Annotated in this window: 14 protein-coding genes and 1 tRNA gene; 10 read left to right on the plus strand and 5 right to left on the minus strand. The window is 40.3% G+C overall.

What is annotated here, in order from left to right; all coding sequences use genetic code 11:
- The first annotated feature begins 9 nt into the window (after positions 1-9).
- The 4 genes from MR041_RS08160 (at position 10) to MR041_RS08175 (ending at position 7,562) form a co-directional block, all read left to right on the plus strand.
- Positions 10-2,298 (plus strand): GH92 family glycosyl hydrolase, encoded by a 2,289-nt coding sequence (locus MR041_RS08160; RefSeq protein ID WP_242093125.1) that lies wholly within the window; start codon positions 10-12, stop codon positions 2,296-2,298.
- A gap of 174 nt (positions 2,299-2,472) precedes the next feature.
- A complete protein-coding gene (locus MR041_RS08165) occupies positions 2,473-3,603 on the plus strand; it encodes an acyltransferase family protein (RefSeq protein WP_242093126.1) in 1,131 nt (376 codons plus the stop codon).
- 124 nt (positions 3,604-3,727) lie between these two features.
- Positions 3,728-6,025 (plus strand): GH92 family glycosyl hydrolase, encoded by a 2,298-nt coding sequence (locus tag MR041_RS08170; RefSeq protein ID WP_242093127.1) that lies wholly within the window; start codon positions 3,728-3,730, stop codon positions 6,023-6,025.
- A 97-nt stretch (positions 6,026-6,122) separates the two neighbouring features.
- A complete protein-coding gene (locus MR041_RS08175; RefSeq protein ID WP_242093128.1) occupies positions 6,123-7,562 on the plus strand; it encodes a glycoside hydrolase family 125 protein in 1,440 nt (479 codons plus the stop codon).
- 43 nt (positions 7,563-7,605) lie between these two features.
- Here MR041_RS08175 and MR041_RS08180 read toward each other — a convergent pair whose 3' ends face one another.
- A complete protein-coding gene (locus MR041_RS08180; RefSeq protein WP_242093129.1) occupies positions 7,606-9,408 on the minus strand; it encodes an alkaline phosphatase in 1,803 nt (600 codons plus the stop codon).
- Between the two features lie 395 nt (positions 9,409-9,803).
- Here MR041_RS08180 and MR041_RS08185 point away from each other — a divergent pair, with 395 nt between their 5' ends.
- The gene (locus tag MR041_RS08185; RefSeq protein ID WP_242093130.1) at positions 9,804-12,767 is read left to right on the plus strand and encodes a SusC/RagA family TonB-linked outer membrane protein; all 2,964 of its coding nucleotides are present in this window, start codon (positions 9,804-9,806) and stop codon (positions 12,765-12,767) included.
- Between the two features lie 18 nt (positions 12,768-12,785).
- Positions 12,786-14,528 (plus strand): RagB/SusD family nutrient uptake outer membrane protein, encoded by a 1,743-nt coding sequence (locus MR041_RS08190; protein WP_242093131.1) that lies wholly within the window; start codon positions 12,786-12,788, stop codon positions 14,526-14,528.
- 357 nt (positions 14,529-14,885) lie between these two features.
- On the opposite strand, the gene MR041_RS08195 is transcribed toward MR041_RS08190, so the two are convergent.
- Positions 14,886-16,823: a metallophosphoesterase family protein gene (locus MR041_RS08195; RefSeq protein WP_242093132.1), complete on the minus strand. Its 1,938-nt coding sequence runs from the start codon at positions 16,821-16,823 to the stop codon at positions 14,886-14,888.
- Positions 16,824-17,101: 278 nt separating this feature from the next.
- The gene (locus MR041_RS08200) at positions 17,102-17,572 is read right to left on the minus strand and encodes a hypothetical protein (protein WP_242093133.1); all 471 of its coding nucleotides are present in this window, start codon (positions 17,570-17,572) and stop codon (positions 17,102-17,104) included.
- Between the two features lie 167 nt (positions 17,573-17,739).
- On the opposite strand from MR041_RS08200, the gene trxB reads away from it, so the two are divergent.
- The 4 genes from trxB (at position 17,740) to MR041_RS08220 (ending at position 19,560) form a co-directional block, all read left to right on the plus strand.
- Positions 17,740-18,720: a thioredoxin-disulfide reductase gene (trxB, locus tag MR041_RS08205; protein ID WP_242093134.1), complete on the plus strand. Its 981-nt coding sequence runs from the start codon at positions 17,740-17,742 to the stop codon at positions 18,718-18,720.
- Between the two features lie 187 nt (positions 18,721-18,907).
- Complete coding sequence (locus tag MR041_RS08210; RefSeq protein ID WP_242093135.1) at positions 18,908-19,144, plus strand: GIY-YIG nuclease family protein; 237 nt, start codon at positions 18,908-18,910, stop codon at positions 19,142-19,144.
- Between the two features lie 102 nt (positions 19,145-19,246).
- A complete protein-coding gene (locus tag MR041_RS08215) occupies positions 19,247-19,483 on the plus strand; it encodes a GIY-YIG nuclease family protein (protein WP_242093135.1) in 237 nt (78 codons plus the stop codon).
- A 2-nt stretch (positions 19,484-19,485) separates the two neighbouring features.
- Positions 19,486-19,560 (plus strand) — tRNA-Pro (locus MR041_RS08220).
- A gap of 295 nt (positions 19,561-19,855) precedes the next feature.
- On the opposite strand, the gene MR041_RS08225 is transcribed toward MR041_RS08220, so the two are convergent.
- Both MR041_RS08225 and MR041_RS08230 read right to left on the minus strand, forming a co-directional pair.
- Entirely contained in the window at positions 19,856-20,119 is a 264-nt protein-coding gene (locus MR041_RS08225) for a hypothetical protein (protein ID WP_242093136.1), read from the minus strand.
- A 96-nt stretch (positions 20,120-20,215) separates the two neighbouring features.
- Complete coding sequence (locus MR041_RS08230; protein ID WP_242093137.1) at positions 20,216-20,401, minus strand: hypothetical protein; 186 nt, start codon at positions 20,399-20,401, stop codon at positions 20,216-20,218.
- Between the last annotated feature and the right edge of the window lies 1 nt (position 20,402).

A 20,402-nucleotide genomic window follows, 5' to 3' on the forward strand; every position in this document is an offset into this window, starting at 1 on the left:
CGTCAAAAAATGAAATGTACTAAAAAGATCATTCTTATCTGTTTGCTTACAGTATTTGAACTGGCTGTTCTCCATTCTCAAAATTACAGGTTCGTTGATCCTTTGATTGGTTCGGAAGGCCCGGGGAATGTGTTCATCGGCCCTTCTTGTCCCTATGGAATGATGAAACCGGGACCAGACATTGATGTAAATGCCAACAGTGGTTATTCACCCGATTTGAATAAAGCGATTTATGGCTTTAGTCAGGTACATGTGAGCGGTACCGGTGGAGGACCCAAGTATGGGAATGTTTCGGTGATGCCCTTTTCGGGTGAGTTCAGCTCCATAAAACAGGAGTCCTTGAGGGAGCAGGAAAATGTGGCTTTGGGGTATTACAGCACGGTTCTCACGAAGCATAACATACATACCGAAATAACTACTTCAGATAGGGCGGCGTTTTATCGTTTTACCTATAATTCAGAGCTTAAAAATGCTGTTAAAATTGATTTGGGCAGATACCTCGGAGAATCGGATATACCGGATGGTCGTGAGGCCCAGCAATTTGTGGGATCCCAAATTGAAGTGGTCTCGGATACTGAGGTGCGGGGTTATACCAGAATTCGAGGAGGGTGGAACAATGGAAGTGCCTACACGGTTTACTTTTTCGCAGTTTTCGATCAGCCATTTACGAATTTCTCCACATGGAAGGACCAACAGTTCTATGGGGGTGAAAAAGCACAAATTGATGATGGTGGTAAAACAGGTGTCGTGCTCTTTTTCGATGAATTAATAGAACGAAAGGTTAAGATGAAGATCGGAATATCCTACCTGAGCAGTTTAAAGGCAAAATATAATATTGATCAGGAGATTCCACATTGGGATTTTGAAAAAGAGCTGAATGAGACAGAACAGAAATGGGAGCGCATCTTAGAACGTATAGAAATTGATGAAGATGCCACATCAGAGAAAAAGACCATGTTCTTTACGGGACTCTATCACACCATGCTGATGCCTGTTGATCGCACCGGAGAAAATCCGCTCTGGGAAAACGATTCGCCTTATTACGATGACTTTTATGCCATTTGGGATACGTACCGTTCTTCGAGCCCATTAATTACCCTAATTGACCCTTCACGCGAAGTCGATATCGTAAATGCGATGCTGCAGATCTATAAGCGGGACGGCTATCTTCCCGATGCGCGGAGTGGTAATTGCAATGGACGCACACAGGGCGGTTCCAATGCCGAGGTCGTCATTGCGGATGCCTATGTAAAAGGTTTAAAAGGTATAGACTATGGTTTAGGACTGAAGGCCATGTTGAAGGATGCCATGTTTCCACCGGGAGGTAATGAGGAAAAGGAGGGAAGGGGCGGACTCGTAGATTACAATCGTTTGGGATATGTATCGACAGACTATGTGCGTTCGGGAAACCGGACTTTAGAGTACGCTTATAATGATTTCTGTCTGGCCACAGTGGCAAAGGGATTAGAGCGAAAAGGAGAGTACTGGCGTTTTATAAAGCAGTCCGATAATTGGCAAAATCTTTGGAGAGATATTGAAGATAATGGTTCCCGCGGTTTTATCATGCCCAAAGATGCCAACGGCACATGGGTAGATAGTATTCAGTGTAATCCAGAAAATGGAAAGATTAACTACATACAATATACCCCTCTGGCCCAGGACTGGCCCATTTGCGTGTGTTGGTGGTGTGGTGTTTTTTATGAGGCAAGCTCATGGGAGTATTCCTTATCGGTACCGCATGATGTCGCAATGCTGATAAAAAAATCCGGGGGAAAGGAAGCCTTTCTAAAAAGGCTGAATACATTATTCGATAAGGGATTTTATAATGTCGCCAATGAACCATCCTTTTTAAGCCCAAATCTGTACCACTGGTTAGGTCGACCCGATCTGAGTAACGAACGTATTCATCATATTATTGATGCCAATTACAGCAGTAAGAGGGATGGTATCCCCGGTAACGACGATTCAGGAGCCATGTCCTCATGGTTGGCTTTTCATATGATGGGACTCTATCCCAATGCAGGGCAGTCGTATTACCTTATTAATACACCTTATTTTAAGCAGACCGTTATACATCAGGAAAATGGAAAGGATTTTGTCATTCGAGCCAAGCGCTTAACTGAGAATAATAAACACATTGTTTCAGCAACATTGAACGGGAAGCCATTCAACAGAGCTTTTATTGAACATCAAGATATCGTAAATGGTGGTATCCTTGAGTTGAAAATGGGCAGTGAACCTTCAAGCTTATGGGGCACAGATGAACTACCGCCCTCTAAATCGGATAATACATTGTAAAAGAATGACAACTTCATGACAGTTACTGGAACGCAATTTTTATATGAAGTAAAACCAATTGATATGATGATTAGACCTCTGGATTTGAGTTTTGCTCGTTGCTTGTTTTTTCTTCAAGTCGTTCTAAAAGATAGAACTTTTACCAATGACGATACCAACTAAAATTATAAAATTATGAATCAGAAGCGTAATCGGTTTTTATCCCTTGATGTATTTCGGGGAATGACCATTTGTTTAATGATTGTAGTCAATTCACCAGGTACCGGAGCGGAATTGTATCCTTATCTGGTACATGCAGATTGGTTTGGATTTACATTGGCAGATCTGGTTTTTCCAACCTTTCTTTTTGTTATGGGAACTGCCATGAGTTTTTCCATGATTAAATTGAAGAATGCTGGGCCTGAAGTGTTTTGGACAAAGGTGGTAAAGCGCACTTTTATAATTTTCGTATTGGGTTTTTTAATGTATTGGTATCCTTTTTTCCGGACAGGTACTGATGGGACTTTAGAGTTAATACCCTTTTCAGAAACGCGAATAATGGGTGTTTTACAGCGTATTGCGCTATGTTACTTTATAAGTGCGGTCATTTATTATTACTTAAAGAAACAAGGCATCTTAATTGCCGGTGCCCTTATCTTATTGGTTTACTGGGCTATCTTATATGTATTTGGTGTGCCTGGCGGAGAACTGGATATGGCAACTAATGCAGGTACAAAATTGGATTTTTTGATTTTAGGTGAAGGCCATATTTATAAGGGCGATAAAATACCTTTTGACCCGGAAGGTATATTGAGTACATTGCCTGCTGTGGTTAATGTTTTATCGGGTATTTTGGCTGGGCAATACATACAAAAGGCCGGAAAATCTTTTGAAGGCATAGCAAAACTATGTATGGCAGGATTTTTACTGGCTGCCGTAGCCCTATGGTGGGATCTAATTTTTCCCATCGGTAAAAAGTTATGGACCAGTTCGTTCGTATTGTATACCGTCGGAATTGATCTCCTGATTATAGCCGTCTTAATCTATGCCATAGAACTTAAAAAGCGAAGGTTTAGTGTTGATTTCTTTAATATTGTTGGAAAGAACCCACTTTTTATCTATCTATTTTCGGAAATTTTGTTCATTACCTTACGCAGGATACCAACACGTTCCGGTCTGGATGCGTTTGAGTGGGTTAGCGAAAACATTTTCCAAACCATATTCCCCGGAAGTTTCGGATCTTTTGCTACGGCTGTTGCTTTTACCTTATTGTGCTGGAGTGTTGGCTGGTGGTTGGATAGAAGGCGAATCTATATTAAGATTTAAGTGGCGTCCTGAAAAGAAAATGTGTTTTCACATTATTTCATCCAAGGATAAAAAAAATTAAACGCATGGCGTTAAACCTTTTTAACAATTGAATTTCCATAATAGGGCAAAACCAAACACAATTATGATTGTATTTCTTAGTTTTTTGAAGCGCTGGATCCTTATTTATTTTATTCTAGTGACCTGTTCCTGTGTCCATAATAAGGAGGCTGTTATAAAACCAGAACTGGTAGACTATGTTAACCCCTATATGGGCAATATCAGTCATTTATTGGTGCCCACCTTCCCCACCATCCATCTACCAAACAGTATGTTGAGAGTATATCCCGAACGTGCCGATTATACACAGGACTTATTATATGGTTTGCCTTTAATAACAACAAGTCATCGCGGTAGCTCGGCCTTCAATATGAGTCCGCTTAAGACATTAACGGACTCTTTGAACCCCGTTAACAATTATAGTTATGATAGGGAAAAAATAACACCATATTCCTATCAGGTCTATTTGGATGATGCCAATATTCTGGTAAACTATGCGGTTTCCCATCAATCTGCAAAGTACAGATTGACCTTCGAAGAATCAGAAGATGCTCATGTAGTTTTGCATTCTGAAAATGGCGCTTTATCATGGGATGGCACTGCCGTTTCTGGATATCAGCTCATTGAGAACGATACTGAGGTATATGTCTACATTAAGCCATTGGTCACACCCGAACATGTTTCTGTCATCAAAGAAGGGATTAAGATCGATGACACCTCCGCTGAGGGCCATCATGCGGCTCTTGTTTTAACATTTCACGATGAAGTCATTGACCATACAGTGGACATCGACTATGGGGTTTCCTTCATAAATACAGATCAGGCTAGAAAAAACATGCTTCGGGAGGTTGATGGTAAAACCCTCATGGAAGTAAAGAACACAGGCAAGTCTATATGGAATCAAGCGCTTGGAAAAATTAGAGTAAAAGGCGGATCAGAGGATGACAAAACGGTATTTTATACCTCGCTGTATCGCTGTTATGAGCGGCCCGTTAATATTTCTGAAGACGGGCAGTATTATAGTGCCTTTGATGGCCGGGTTCATGATGATAACGGAAGAGCTTTTTATACGGATGACTGGATATGGGATTCTTATCGGGCGCATCATCCCCTGAGAGTGCTGCTTGATCCTGACAAAGAAGAGGATATATTGAATTCATTTATTCTAATGTCTGAGCAAATGGACCGTTTTTGGTTACCGACTTTTCCAGAAATTACGGGAGACAGTAGACGTATGAATTCGAATCATGGGGTCGCCTCTTTGCTTGATGGCTATCGAAAGGGGTTAAGGAATTTCGACTTAAATAAAGGCTATCTGGCTGCAAAAAATGCCATAATGGAAAAAACCCTGGCCCCATGGTCCGGCATGCCGGCTGGGGAATTAGACGATTTTTACAAGGAGCATGGCTATATTCCGGCCCTCAATGAAGGTGAGGCTGAAACCATTCCTGAGGTGCATCCCTTTGAAAGCAGGCAACCTATAGCCGTTACCTTGGGAACAGCTTACGACGAATGGTGCCTGTCGCAGTTGGCGAAGGAGTTGAAATTAGACAGTGCATATCATTATTTTTTAAAAAACGCCTATAATTACAGAAATGTCTTCAATGCGACAACCGACTTTTTTCATCCTAAAGACAAGTATGGAAAATTTATAGAACCCTTTGACTATGTATTTGATGGTGGTATGGGGGCCAGGAAATTTTATGGTGAAAATAATGGTTGGGTGTACCGATGGGACGTTCCGCACAACGTTGCAGATCTGATAGAACTTATGGGTGGCAGGGAGAACTTCATCCATAATCTCAATCAAACATTTTCAGAACCATTGGGGATGTCGAAATACAGCTTTTATGCAAAGCTACCAGATCATACTGGTAATGTAGGTCAATTTTCAATGGCCAACGAGCCTTCCTTGCACATTCCATATTTGTACAATTACGCGGGGCAACCATGGAAAACACAGAAACGCATTCGTAGATTACTGAAAACATGGTTTAGAAATGATTTAATGGGAGTACCTGGTGATGAAGACGGCGGAGGTATGTCTGCATTTGTTGTATTTTCCCAAATGGGATTTTATCCTGTAACCCCCGGAATGCCCGTTTACAATATCGGAAGCCCTACTTTTGACACCGTAACACTCGAATTGTCCAACGGTAAATCATTTGAGATTAATACAAAGAATTACAGCCCGGAAAATATATACATACAATCGGCAACACTGAATGGCGAAGTATGGAATAAACCCTGGTTCTCACATGAGGTCATTGAAGCGGGCGGCGTTCTGGAACTGGAAATGGGCGATAGGGCGAATAAAGCTTGGGGAGCAGCTCCGGAACACATGCCACCATCGGCGGAACCGCTAGAACAGACAATGAAGTAAATCGGAGCATAGGGCGTCTGTTGTCGGGAGATGGATAAAGTCTCTGAAATGGTGCAGAAGAATTAATATTGTATTGGTCATATAAAAAGATAAGAAAATGATATCAAGAAGAAAGTTTGTACAGGACAGTATATTGGCATCCACCGGACTTACCATTTTAGGAAGTTCCATAACGGGATATGCCTATAAATTGCAGGATTTTAAATCGAACCGCCCGCTGCCTGAAAATCGCACCTTTAACAGTAAGGCAGTGGAGGAGATCATAATAAAAGTAAAACAAGGTATTAGAAATCCTGAATTGTCCTGGTTATTCGAAAACTGTTTTCCGAATACATTGGATACCACCGTAGATTTCGAAATTAAAGATGGTAAACCCGATGCCTTCATTATTACCGGAGACATAGATGCCATGTGGTTGCGTGATTCTACGGCCCAGATTTGGCCTTACTTACCTTTGGTAAATTCAGATAAGAAATTAAAAGATTTGTTCAGGGGTCTAATTAATCGGCAAACCCAATGCATTTTATTGGATCCTTATGCCAATGCTTTTTTTAAAGATCTGACACGGATTTCCGAATGGAAAGATGATAAGCCAAGACAAAAACCCGGGGTTCATGAGCGTAAATGGGAAATAGATTCGCTGTGTTATGCCATTAGATTGGCTCATGGATATTACAAAGAAACCGGAGATCAATCAGTATTTGATAGTCAATGGGATAAGGCTATGCGGCTGGCGGTAGAGACCCTGAGAACAGAACAGCGTAAAAATGGAAGTACACCTTACTATTTTGAGCGTGTATCCAGTAACAGTACGGTTACGGCTTCATTTTACGGTAAGGGACGACCTGTGAAACCTGTAGGCCTTATAGCCTCCTCATTCCGTCCATCGGACGATGGCACCTTGTTCCCGTTTTTGATTCCGTCAAATTTGTTTGCAGTTGAGGCTCTGGCACAGCTGAGTGAAATTTATAAAGTGGTTTTCAGAGATACTGCATTTTCCGATACATGCGCTTCATTTTCAGAGGAGGTTTTGGAAGCTGTTAATACCTATGCCATTACAGAACATCTGGATTATGGTAATATATATGCTTACGAGGTCGATGGATTCGGTAACAAGGTCTTTATTGATGATCCTAATATCCCTTCCTTAATCGCAATGAAATATTTAATAGATGAAGCGTATTACGACAAAGCGGTTTATAATAATACCAGACGCTATCTTTTAAGCCATGACAATCCCTATTATTTCAAAGGAAAAGCAGGGGAAGGTCAGGGCGGTCCCCATGCGGGGATGGATACCATATGGCCTATGGGGATTATTTTAAGGGCCATGACATCAACCGATGATAAAGAAATCGTATGGTGCATCCGCCAGTTAATGAATACCCATAACGGGTCCGGCTTTATGCATGAAACCTTTCATAAGGATGATGCCTCCAAATATTCACGAGATTGGTTTGCCTGGGCCAATACCTTGTTTGGGGAATTGATTCTAAAATTGTACAACGAAAAACCCCAGTTATTGCAATCGATATAATTCAGGAACTCAGATGCAATGGTCATCAAGGATACACATAACCCTAAGGCTGCAAATTCAAGACCTTAAGTATTTTGTGAAATACGTCGCTGTTTTCATAAACTCCTGTAAATTCCTGCGATTGGGGACCATAAGCAAATATAGGAACCATGGTTCCCGTGTGATCATCAGTTGTAAATGAGCCTTCAATCATATTGGTTTTAAGGTTTCCCTGCGGAATACTATATCCCGAAGTTTCATGATCCGCCGTAACAATTACAAGTGTGTCTCCCGTCTGGTCGGCAAATTTGATAGCTTCAGTAATGGCTTTATCAAAATCAATACCTTCGGTGACAATACCTGACACCTTATTTTCATGTCCGTAACTGTCTATCTTAGCAGCTTCCACCATTAAAAAGAAAGGCTTATTTTTTGAATGTAAATAGGTCAATCCATTTCTCGTGGCATCCGCCAGTAGATTACCACGTCCTTCAAGAACGCTTGGAACATCATCTTCAGACATAAAGAAGCCGATCTTGTCACCAGTATGATCTGGCAGGTCATCCAGATGTTTTATGATGTTGAATCCCGACATGTCCCAATTATTCTTGAAGGTATTTGCCCCACCTCCAATAAATAAGGACAGTTTACTCTTCATCAGATCTTTCACAATTGCGTTCGTATGATCACGATCTTTTTGATGCCCATAAAAGGATGCCGGCGTGGCACCTGTTATCTTATCTGTGGTAATACATCCCGAGAGAAATCCCTTTTCAGACAGAACCTCTGTAATATTTGCTATAGGAAGGCCATTACTATCCACTCCAATGGACCGATTATAGGTTTTGGAACCTGTTGCCAATGCTGTCCCGGCAGCGGCAGAATCGGTGGTAAAATCGTCGGCCGATTGGGTTTTTAAAAAGCCAATGCTCTTGAGCTGGGTTAATGTAAGCTGACCGCCATTAGCAAGGACCGAAGATGAAATTTGAGTTAACCCATTGCCATCTCCAATAAGCAATATAACCTGTTTTACAGGGGCTTCAGCCTTATCGCTTTCGTAAGTTGGGGTATATACCTCAGAGAATGTTTCATTATAATAAACCCGATGGTCTAATGTATTTAAGTAGACCGAGGCACCATAAGGGTTATCTGTATTTATAAAATCTACCCCCAGGTCACTCAGTGCTTTCCAGGCTGTTTTAGAGTCGGGAGTAGCCCAGAATCGGAATGGTTTGTTATAAGCGTGCGCTTTGTCGATCGCAGTCTTCGCCTTTACCGAATCTTCTGCCGTTAAGCGGCCTTTTCCATTCCACCCGGAAAACCTTTTAAAGTTTAAACTGATCAATGCGATCTTGTCCCAAATCTTGTTGTTGTTTATGGGCTTAAGACTTTGATAGTCGAACTTTATAAAATCAGGATAATTTAACAGGTCATTCAACTTAGGCTGATTCCCGGAAATGACAAAGGAGACATTGGAATTGTTAACAAGGGCGGGGTAGCTCTCTAAAACGGCCATTAATTGCTTAAGTGTAGCATAGGCCTCCGACTTTATATCGATTAAAAATTGTATGGGATGTTGTTCTCCAAGTTTAAGTTCTAAAGCGCCTGAGAGGGGTTCAAAATAAAGATTTTCGATGGTCCGGTCAGGTATAATTTCAGATGCACCGTGGGTTACATAGAGGGTGTCTCGCTTTAGATAGATGTCAATTTCAATGGAATTCATCCCGTTAGAATAGGCATTCCAAAATGGAACAGTTTGGTGGTAATCATTGTGGGAATGAATTTTGATCAGACGGTTCTCCTGTGCTGCAGCCAAATGAATGGTTGCACAAAGCAGATAGGCCAGGAGGCGATACGATTTCAACATGAGTTTTAGGTTTAAAACAAAATAACGATAAAAAAGCATGGATAGAAAAGTTAAAAGTGAAGATATTTTGCAAAGGTTTGCATTTTTTGGATAAACTATGATGATGAAACTCAGTTTTTGAGACCAACATGTTTTTTTAAGAATATCGTTCTCTAATTTACTCCTTATTATATTATGAAAATTGAAGAAAATAGATTACATTTAAATGGGGTAGTATGCGTCGCTATTCAGACTTAAAAATAGTGCATAACACAGGGTGGTTTTAAGATTAATACGTACTGAGAATTGGGTAAATTTATGCAAACCTTTGCATAGTGTTTTGAGCTGAAATAATTCAGAATATGACAATTTTATTGTTATTTCGTTATCACATAACTAATTATTAATAATCAAATATGAAAAAAATTACAACTTTAATGGTAATCCTATTGGTTGCAGTTTCCACACTTTCGTGGGCGCAGATCGAGATTACCGGTACGGTAACGGATGAAACAGGAGTACCCTTACCGGGAGCTAATGTATTACTGGTTGGAACTTCCAGAGGTGTTGTTAGTGATTTCGATGGAAATTTTGCTATTCAGGCCTCAGAGGGAGATGTCCTGGAGATATCTTTCGTCGGGATGGTTACACAGCAGGTAACAGTTGGCACTGAAACAAAACTAAACATTACATTACAAACAGACGCTAGTGCCCTCGACGAGGTAGTTGTTGTGGGGTATGGAACTCAGAAAAGAAAAGACGTAACAGGAGCGATTGCTTCTATTAAAAGCGAAGGCTTCAATAGAGGGGTCGTAGCGAATGCCGGACAACTTTTACAAGGTAAGGTAGCCGGTGTTAATATTACGGCTGCCAGTGGTGAGCCGGGAGCTGCTCAGGATGTGATCATACGAGGTGTAGGTAGTTTACGTTCAGGAACCACACCACTTTATGTTGTGGATGGTTTTGCTCTGGACAATACGGGTATTGGTGTGGCCACCAATCCATTAAACTTCATTAACCCTCAGGACATTGAAAGCATAGATATACTTAAAGATGCATCTGCTGCTGCTATCTATGGTGCGAGAGCAGCAAATGGGGTTGTTGTAATTACAACCAAAAAGGGAGTACGAGGTAGAACTCAAATGAATTTATCAGTATCTACGGCGTTTTCGAACTTATCGAAGGAAGTTGATGTCTTTGGTGCAGGTGAATTTAGAACACAGGTTAATGCCATTAATGGTGTTTTAAATGATGGCGGCGCATCTACCAATTGGCAAGATGAATTAACGAGAACAGCCGTTTCCAAGAATATAAATTTCTCTATGAGTGGAGGTACAGAAAACTCGTCATATGCAGCATCTCTTGGTGTCGATGATCAGGAAGGGATTTTTAGAAACAGTAACTTAAAGCGTTATTCAGGTCGTTTGAATTTAACACAGCGAGCGCTTAAAGACAAATTAAAGGTCGAATTCAATTTTACGGGAAGTAAAATAGACAATACCAGGCCGGATACGAACGGCATCATAAATGATATGCTAAGTATGAACCCGACCGATCCTGTTTATACCAATGGGGAGCTTACTAGTGATTTGAGTAATGATGTAGTCAACCCATTGGTCTCAGAACGACTCTATGGTGATTTTGCAGATAACTACAGGATTTTAGCGAATATTGCACCTTCCTTTGAAATTATTGAGGGATTGACCTATAGAATAAATGTCGGTGTTGATTATTCTTCAACGAGTAGGGATGTACAGGTAAGACCATATGCTACAGAGACCTTTATAACACTTGGGTCTTTGAATTCCTCTTCGACGATTAATCAAAACACTTTGGTAGAGAATACACTAACGTATAACTTTACTAAAGATCTGCATAACGTTACCGTTTTAGGTGGACATTCCTATCAGGAGACGGAAGTAAGCCAAAAATTATTTCAATTATCGGGATTCCCTGATAATGGTGTTGAACCGAGATATCAAATTGAAACAGCGACTGAACCAACATTACAGTCGGCTTATGCCACCAGAAATGAGTTACAATCGTTCTTTGGACGTTTGAATTATGCTTACGATAGCAAATATTTATTGACAGCCACCATTAGAGCGGATGGATCGTCCAAATTTGGTGGTAACAACAGGTACGGTTATTTCCCATCCTTTGCCCTGGGCTGGAATATTACGAATGAAGAGTTTATGGCCTCATCAGAGTCCATTAACAACCTTAAGCTAAGAGCAAGTTGGGGACAAACGGGTAGTCAGGAAATACCGGCAAAAATAACCAAGGCCAGTTACACGGAAAGTATTACCAATAATGACACTTACCCGCTATTATCAGGAGCAAACGATATAAGCGCCTATCCCTATGGAACAATTTATACGCGTTTGGCAAATCCTGATATACAATGGGAAGTATCTACTCAGTTGAACATTGGTTTAGATTTTAGTTTATTCAATAGCAAATTATCGGGTACTTTAGATTACTTTAGTAAGGTTTCCGAGAATATTTTATTGGAAGTAACACCAACAGACCCGATCCAGCCGACTGACAGGTACTGGACCAATATTCCTGATATGGAAATTAAAAATAATGGGTTGGAGATGGCACTGGATTATCAGAGTGACCAAAGTGGCGATTTCTCCTATAACATAGGAGGTAACTTTTCTGTAATTAAGAATGAAGTTGTGAATTCGCCTTACCAAATACTTACCACAGGAGCAGCGCAGGGTGCAGGTCAGACCGGTGCAACTATTAATGGCGTACTTAACGGTGAAGCTATTGGTGCATTTTATATGTTGGAATTTGATGGAATAGGCTCAGATGGATTAAACCAGTTCAGTGATAGAAATGGGGATGGCGAAATTTTGGATGACGACCGTTATGTTGCAGGGAATGCCTTACCGGATTTCATCTATGCCTTCTATGTCAACTTAAAGTATAAGAAATTTGATTTAGGATTAAATTTTAATGGTGTAAGCGGCAACAAGATTTACAACCACGTGGCGATGTCACTTTTCAACAGAGGAAATTTGGCAAACTCATTTAATACAACGAGCCGGGCAATTGAGTTCCCGAATGAATCTCCATCCAACTCGAACACGGTTTCAGATCGTTATTTGGAGGACGGAGGCTATTTAAGATTAAATAACGCCACTTTAGGGTATAGTTTGGATCCCAATTTATTAGGTATAGGAGATATGGTTAACAATATTCGTCTAACCATAACGGGACAAAATTTATTCACCATTTCAGATTATAGTGGATTTGATCCTGAACTTAATACGGGTATCGCAACAAATGATATTCAAACCTATGGTATTGATTATTACAGTTACCCTAGGAATAGAACGGTACTATTTGGTCTAAACGTAGCATTTTAATTAAAAAAAATTTAGGAAATGAAAAACAGAATAATATACACAATTCTTGCAGCCAGTTTACTCTTAAACTGGAACTGTACTGATTTAAATGAAGAAGTGCTTGACGAAAATCTGGAAGGAACCGGTCAAGCAGAAGCCATTACCGGAGCCATAGCACCGGCCTATGGTCAGGTATCCTGGGTGTGGAGGCATACCAACTATTTTGGTCTTCAGGAAATTGCCAGTGATGAAGCCATTTTACCTTACCGTGGAGGAACCGACTGGTACGATGGTGGTAAATTTTTAGCAACGCACTCGCACACCATTACACCTACCAACGATCTAGTGGGTAGCGCATGGAATGAGCTTACTAAAAACATATCGCGAACCTTGTCTGCAATTGAGGTGTTAACCCCTTTGGCGGAAAATGGAAATAATGAAGCAGCTGGCGCACTTTACGAAATGAAAGCACTAAGAGCCTATTTAAATATGCTCATGTTAGACAGCTGGGGACTTGTTTTTCAAAAGGAAACTTCTGCAGAAACTTCGGTAGTGCTTCGTGGTCAGGAAGCTATAGATTATATTGAAAGTGAGTTGTTATCTGTGGTCAATGTAATTAATACCAACAGGGCACCGGCAAGAATGTCACAGGCGACCGTATGGGGCCTATTGGCAAGATTGAATCTGAATGCGGCTGTTTACCGCGATCCTTATGGAACGCCTAACTTCACAGCAGCCGATATGAACAATGTGATTCAATATACCGATAATATTATTAACTCGGGACAGTTTAGCATGTCTCCCGAATATTTTGATTTGTTCGATGATAGTAACAATACAAACCCGGAATTAATTTTTGCTTTAGATCAACGCGGCGTATTGCGACGAGAACACAGTCGATGGACCTATTGGTCATTACCCGGTTCGCTGTGGGGTAGACCTGAGTTTCCAAGTTCTGATGGAACAGATGGCCCTGGTATGACATCGGATTTCTATCAAACATGGGTGGATGCCTATGGTTCTACAGATCCTGCGGATGCCGATCCCAGGTTTTACAAGAAGAACCAACAAATACCACCAGAGCTTGAAGATTTAACTGGTTTATCACCTTTAAATGATGCGGATCACTATTACTGTACATCTGCTGAGGATTATGAATTTGACAGGGGTATCATTCGTGGTGTGCCATGGGGACCAAGAAAAGACCCGAACGGTGCATTTTACACTTGCGATGAAGGTTTTAGAATTTACCCTGTGAAACAGATAAAAGGTAATGGCCCGGATAAAAATGTGGCCTATGTGAATTTGACGCTGCAAATTGATTTTACCAATGAAGGAAGAGCACATCACACAGGTTATCGTTTTTCGAAATACGCTTTTAGCCGTACATCACCAAACGCCAATAACTTTAGTAGTATAGATATCGTATTAATGCGTTACGCAGAAATATATTTGATGCGTGCTGAAGCAAAATTACGTAATGGAGATGCTGCAGGGGCTTTAGCCGATGTGAATTTTGTAAGAACATCGAGAAATGCAAGATCGCCTATACCAGCAGCACTTACATCAGTTAATCTGGATGTACTATATAGAGAACTTGGTTTCGAATTCTATTGGGAAGGTCTTAGACGAACGAATCAAATTCGTTTTGGTCACTATGAGGATCCATGGACTGAAAAATCGGATGCTGATGCTAACAACAGATTGTTTCCAATTCCGCAGTCCGCTATCGATGGAGCTTCGAATACCCCAGGTTATCTAGAACAAAATAGAGGATATTAAGTTTTGAGTTAGTTTATAATTTAGTTTTAGTTTAATTAAATAACACAGGCAGGTAACGAAAGTTCCTGCCTGTGTTTTTTTGTTCGAATGTCCTGGTGTGCTCTCTTCTTAAAGCATTAAAAATGTGGCTTACCTCTTAGCTTATGACATTGATTACATGTCAATCATTCGTCAAAGAAACCTGTAATTTGTTCGTTTATTAAATCCTTTTTTATATCGTAATTCAGACTTTTCGGTAATTTGATTCTGATTTTACAGAGATCTCAATTTCTGTGAGGATGTAAATAGATCATTGTTACAGACTTCAAACGTCCCGAAAATTGAGGTGCCCATTGATATTCTATTAGAGTCGTTTTCCTAGTTTAAATCATATAAAGACCGAATGTCGCCTGTATTCAAGTTTATTTCAAAATGAATGGAAGGAGCTCCATGCATAAATTTGTCGAGTAAACGCATAAGTTCAGTCATTCTTGTCCTCATAGAATCCTTATTACCTGCGGTTGTAGCAGGCGAATTTAAGAAGGCCTTGGTAAGGAATTTGTATTGTTTTAATCTGTCTCTTCCAATATCCTTAAAAGCAAGCTGGTCTGCACTTCTTAACCTATAGATGTCAAATATTAAATCTTCACCCGACCAATCCTCGAATAAATCCAAAGTTAAGCCATCGGGTTTCAACATAGCTTCAATTTGATCCTGAATGCCTGAAACCTCAATACTTTCAGATAACTTCTTTTTTAGGGTTACGTCCATCTTTAAGTCACCTTCCCGCTGCGAAAGCATTAATAGGTCTTTTCCCGAAAGTGACATCAGTAATTCAGCAAATTGCGATGGCCATTCCGATTTTAAAAAACGCAATCGTACAAGTTCCTTTAAATGCCAACTCATGAATTCATGGTAACTTTTGGAGGACAGTATGGTATCATTCCAGATACGTTCTGCCTGAATACGCTCTAAATAATCATGTTCCGCTCTGTAGAGTTCAAAAAATTCGTCAAATCCAGGAACAGAATCGATAACTATGGTTTCTATCTCTGCCAGGTTATTTTCTTTCAAGGTAAGTAATTTATATGCCGGTTTATAGGCTGCCAGGGAAGGTGTTTGAATGTTAATAAGCGTCTTACCCTGTTGGGTTGTTTTTATTCCGGTATCATTGAGATGCATATGGCCGCCAAAATGGATTTTCAAACCGGCCTGAGCGAACAATTGGGCCACATCGTCATGGGGAACCCTGCTGAGCTGCATTTTGCCGCCAATTAAAAGGTTGTCAATATGTGTTGAGGCGTCATTGTTAAAATCAATCATAGGGTAATGGCTAAAAGCAATAAGAGTCTTGCCTCTAAGCTCTGCCTCTTCGACTACTTTTTGAACCCAGTTTAGGAGATACTTTTTTCTGTCCAGTAGATTGTCAAGCCCTTTACCTGTATTTCGATATTCAGGAGTCTCTTGATTTAAATCTTTTTTGAGGTAGGTGTTGGCGTCCAGCGCTAACAGCCACAAACCCGAGATAGGTTCAACAAGATAACTGATATCAGGAAGAGGAATGTCATTTCCCGGTGTTAAGCGACTTCTGTTTTCCAGAGAGGCCATTTGTTTGGCAACTTCAAAATCGTAATTCTCATAATTGTAACTGGAAAATGGAGATTCCCAATAGAGGTCATTTTCCTGAGGAAAAAACCCATAATTACCGAACAGCTCACAAACCTCCAAATAGCCTAAATTTTTAAGATCCTCAGTGATTATAGGTGGATAGGTGTCATCGGATGATGACGTATAAAGGTTTGAACTCGACAGTATGGGTTGTGCTTTACCCCCGATACCAAGAAAATCCACCTTGCCATCATCATGAGTGAAGGGGTATACCACATCATGGTTTCCCGTTATCAAGTAAAACGAGATGCCGTGCAATTCTGAATAGCGATCCAAAATGTCTTTGAGACCTCTTAAATGCAGAGGTTGACCATCATCAGAGAAATCGCCCGGAAGTAGGACGTGTTTTATGTTTCTATTCACAATATCGTCCAGAGAGGCCAAAAAAGCAAAATAGTTTTCATTAAAAATACGGGTGGACCGCAACTGGGATCCCATAGTTCTTATGAGTGCAAACTTTCCGTTTTTTTCATTCTTTATTCCCGGATAATTGTAATCTGATAATTTTCCAAAAACATCCTGTAAATGGACATCGGCAATAACAGCGATCTGGAGTTCTGCTTTTGTATTCGAATCGATTTTGGACTTACAAGAAACATTTATTATGAAGAGTACGAATGCGCAGAATAAAAAGGATTTGAGTTTCATGTAATAAAAGATTGATTTTTAAGGTAATGACAAAGATAGTGGTAAAGACATGGAAATTACAGGTGTATCATGCAAAGGTTTGCAAGAAACCTGAGTCTTTGGATAATCCTAAAATCTATCCCCGTTTTATCGTTTGATGTTAGTTATTAACATGAATGATTACCTGTCTTTCATTCCAGTCCTAGAAATGTTCTAAACAGATCAAACCCTTACTGATTACAAACTTAGCAAGGACATGTGGTATTAAGGAAAGACGAATTTAAAGGAGTAAAAACCGGCTATTCAATCCGCTTATAATTTTCAGCAAACATAGGATTGCCCTGTTCATCTAACTGAATTTGCGAAAAACTGTCTTCCTTTAGCACAAGCTGAAAAACAAACTCTTTATTTTCTTTAATAACATTGTTCATAGCCTTCGAACCATAGTCCAAAACCTCGGTCAATACACTGTCATTTGCAGTATAATCACCATATCCGAACCAATCTAAAGAATCTGAAGCTCGCAATCTGGACCACATCACTTTCGTTGGTGAGTACATTTTAATTTGTTTCAGAGAATTTGATGACATAATGGTGTCAATACTGCCATCGTCTCTGTAATTAAAATAACTTACTAATTCCCAGGCACCTTGTAATGAGAGATTACTTTCATTTGAATTGAGATCTGATGCGTCGTTTGTGGTGTTATTGGTATCCTTCTTACAAGAAAAAATTAAAAGAATACAGAAGGCGAATACATATTTTTTCATAGTCTAAAGAATTATTGGTTTAATTTAGTCTTTTACAAGTTACGAAAAAAAACAATTTCTTGTTAGGCATGAAAACCCACGCTTCCTTTTAATTAAAACTGTTGATAAATAATATGTAAGGTTTTCTTCAAAAGTTCTACTTTTGTTTCAATAAAAACACGGAAATCATGTCAGATACTATAGAAAAGGTGACCTGTTTAATTATAGGGTCAGGCCCGGCAGGTTATACGGCAGCTATTTATGCAGCGCGTGCCAATATGAACCCGGTATTGTACCAGGGCACCCAACCGGGAGGTCAGTTAACCACCACCAATGAGGTGGAGAACTTTCCGGGTTATCCGGAAGGGGTTACAGGACCTGAAATGATGGTACAGCTGCAGGCCCAGGCCGAGCGCTTCGATACCGATGTGCGTCATGGCTGGGTGACCAAAGTGGATTTCTCCGGACCGGTACACAAGGTATGGGTTAACGATACCAAGGAGATCCATTGTGATACGGTCATTATCTCAACGGGAGCCTCTGCAAAATATCTGGGGTTGGAGTCTGAACAGAAATACTTGAAGTTAGGTGGTGGTGTATCGGCCTGTGCGGTATGTGATGGGTTCTTTTACAGGAACCAGGAGGTGGTTATTGTTGGTGCCGGCGATTCGGCTTGTGAAGAGGCCCACTATTTATCGAAGTTGTGCAAGAAAGTGACCATGTTGGTGCGCAGAGACGCGTTCAGGGCTTCGAAGATCATGGAGGCCAGGGTAAGGAACACGAAGAACATAGAGATCCTGTTCAATACGGAAACCGATGAGGTGCTGGGTGACGGACAGGTGGTGACCGCTGTTAGGGTGTTTAACAACAAAACCGGTGCCAAGCACGAAATTCCAGCCACAGGCTTTTTTGTGGCCATAGGTCATAAGCCCAATACAGATATCTTCAAGGACTATCTGGATATGGATGAAACGGGCTATATCATTAACGTACCGGGAAGCTCAAAGACCAATGTGGAAGGGGTCTTTGTATCGGGTGATGCTGCAGATCATGTCTACAGACAGGCGGTAACCGCAGCTGGCACAGGTTGTATGGCTGCCCTGGATGCCGAACGCTGGTTAGCGGCAAAAGATGCGTCATTCGAAGTGTCTACACCGACGTATAGCTAAACGTTGAAAGACCAAAGTCTAAAATACCTGGGGTTTTTGTTTTGTAGTTATTCTTAAAAGTGTTTTCTTTGAAGCCCGCAATTCTATCGGGATGTGGCCTCTCGACACCTTGCCTGATAGGCAAGTGCTCGAGATAGACTTCGTCCGGTTAGCGTATCATGCCGATGGCGTGATGGTCGCTTGAATTATGAAATACAAGGTATATATCCTCTACAGTGAGAGATTGAATCAATATTATGTTGGTCAAACAGGTAATATTGAAAAGCGTTTGGAAGTTCATAACAAAGGAGGCAATAAGTATACAACCAGGGGTATGCCTTGGAAGTTGATTGATGCTTATTCATGTTCAAATCGTTCGGAAGCTGTCCGATTGGAAAGAAAAATAAAAAAGAGAGGTATTAAAAGATATCTTGACGAAAATTAAATCGGGATGTGGCCTCTCGACACCTTGCCTGATAGGCAAGTGCTCGAGATAGACTTCGTCCGGTTAGCGTATCACGCCGATGGCGTGATGGTCGCTTGAATTATGAAATACAAGGTATATATCCTCTACAGTGAGAGATTGAATCAATATTATGTTGGTCAAACAGGTAATATTGAAAAGCGTTTGGAAGTTCATAACAAAGGAGGCAATAAGTATACAACCAGGGGTATGCCTTGGAAGTTGATTGATGCTTATTCATGTTCAAATCGTTCGGAAGCTGTCCGATTGGAAAGAAAAATAAAAAAGAGAGGTATTAAAAGATATCTTGACGAAAATTAAATCGGGATGTGGCGCAGTCCGGTTAGCGTACACGGCTGGGGGCCGTGTGGTCGCAGGTTCAAATCCTGTCATCCCGACATAATAAACTTATAAGTATCTATTTGTAAGTATTTTATAAAATTCAAGGAACACAAAAAGAACACTTTTTTAAGAGTTCCTTGAATTTTTTCAATCTATGCTAGTTTCATTTTAGATTAAGGAAAATAGAGAAAATAGACCTATGGCAAAAGTGATTTAGATTAGTTCATGTTCTCTAACCTTTTCCATTAAATTTGTCTTTCTCCAAGCCATTCCATACTCAGTGACCACATATCCATCATACTAGCTTCACCGCATTTAACGGTGCCAATTCTTTTTGTGTTTTGGTCATATCTAATGCTTTTTATTAATGACTGGCTGAAGAGAATATTTCAATGTATTTATAGCTTTCCTAATTGTTTTATGGTCTTCTGATAATATCTTTTCTGTGCCTTTATAATGGTCAGATATACATTTATAAGATAAATTAGTGTAAAGTGTTTTCATTTCAGCTAATAGCAATAGCGTTTTTTGATTTTGTGTTGGTACACCGCCTTGCGCTAAAATATCAATTTCAATTTGTTCTTTTCCGTACCTTTTCGGATGTTTCTTTGCCATAATTATCTAATTAGAATATACAACTGGTACATAATTACTATTAATAATCCATTTGACCTATAAAAAACGAACAAACCTCTAAAGTTACTATTCTGGTTAATCCAATGCCTTCCTGAGTTTATCCCTGGACAAACCAATTTCTTTACCCATTTTACCACAGGTCTTAATGTAACCACCAGCAAATTGCATCACCACTGGATTTTCATTCAATATGAGACACAGCACCAACTTCTGTGCTGGTGTTAGGTCCTTACTTTTTAATAAGATATCAGATAGTATCATC

The sequence above is a fragment of the Aestuariivivens sediminicola genome (assembly GCF_022662015.1).
Classification (GTDB): Bacteria; Bacteroidota; Bacteroidia; order Flavobacteriales; family Flavobacteriaceae; genus Aestuariivivens; species Aestuariivivens sediminicola.

Bases quoted from the DNA above. Each gene is read 5' to 3' on its own strand.
- MR041_RS08160 (WP_242093125.1), top strand. From the start codon at position 10: ATGAAATGTACTAAAAAGATCATTCTTATCTGTTTGCTTACAGTATTT.
- MR041_RS08165 (WP_242093126.1), top strand. From the start codon at position 2,473: ATGAATCAGAAGCGTAATCGGTTTTTATCCCTTGATGTATTTCGGGGA.
- MR041_RS08170 (WP_242093127.1), top strand. From the start codon at position 3,728: ATGATTGTATTTCTTAGTTTTTTGAAGCGCTGGATCCTTATTTATTTT.
- MR041_RS08175 (WP_242093128.1), top strand. From the start codon at position 6,123: ATGATATCAAGAAGAAAGTTTGTACAGGACAGTATATTGGCATCCACC.
- MR041_RS08180 (WP_242093129.1), bottom strand. From the start codon at position 9,408: ATGTTGAAATCGTATCGCCTCCTGGCCTATCTGCTTTGTGCAACCATT.
- MR041_RS08185 (WP_242093130.1), top strand. From the start codon at position 9,804: ATGAAAAAAATTACAACTTTAATGGTAATCCTATTGGTTGCAGTTTCC.
- MR041_RS08190 (WP_242093131.1), top strand. From the start codon at position 12,786: ATGAAAAACAGAATAATATACACAATTCTTGCAGCCAGTTTACTCTTA.
- MR041_RS08195 (WP_242093132.1), bottom strand. From the start codon at position 16,823: ATGAAACTCAAATCCTTTTTATTCTGCGCATTCGTACTCTTCATAATA.
- MR041_RS08200 (WP_242093133.1), bottom strand. From the start codon at position 17,572: ATGAAAAAATATGTATTCGCCTTCTGTATTCTTTTAATTTTTTCTTGT.
- trxB (WP_242093134.1), top strand. From the start codon at position 17,740: ATGTCAGATACTATAGAAAAGGTGACCTGTTTAATTATAGGGTCAGGC.
- MR041_RS08210 (WP_242093135.1), top strand. From the start codon at position 18,908: ATGAAATACAAGGTATATATCCTCTACAGTGAGAGATTGAATCAATAT.
- MR041_RS08215 (WP_242093135.1), top strand. From the start codon at position 19,247: ATGAAATACAAGGTATATATCCTCTACAGTGAGAGATTGAATCAATAT.
- MR041_RS08225 (WP_242093136.1), bottom strand. From the start codon at position 20,119: ATGGCAAAGAAACATCCGAAAAGGTACGGAAAAGAACAAATTGAAATT.
- MR041_RS08230 (WP_242093137.1), bottom strand. From the start codon at position 20,401: ATGATACTATCTGATATCTTATTAAAAAGTAAGGACCTAACACCAGCA.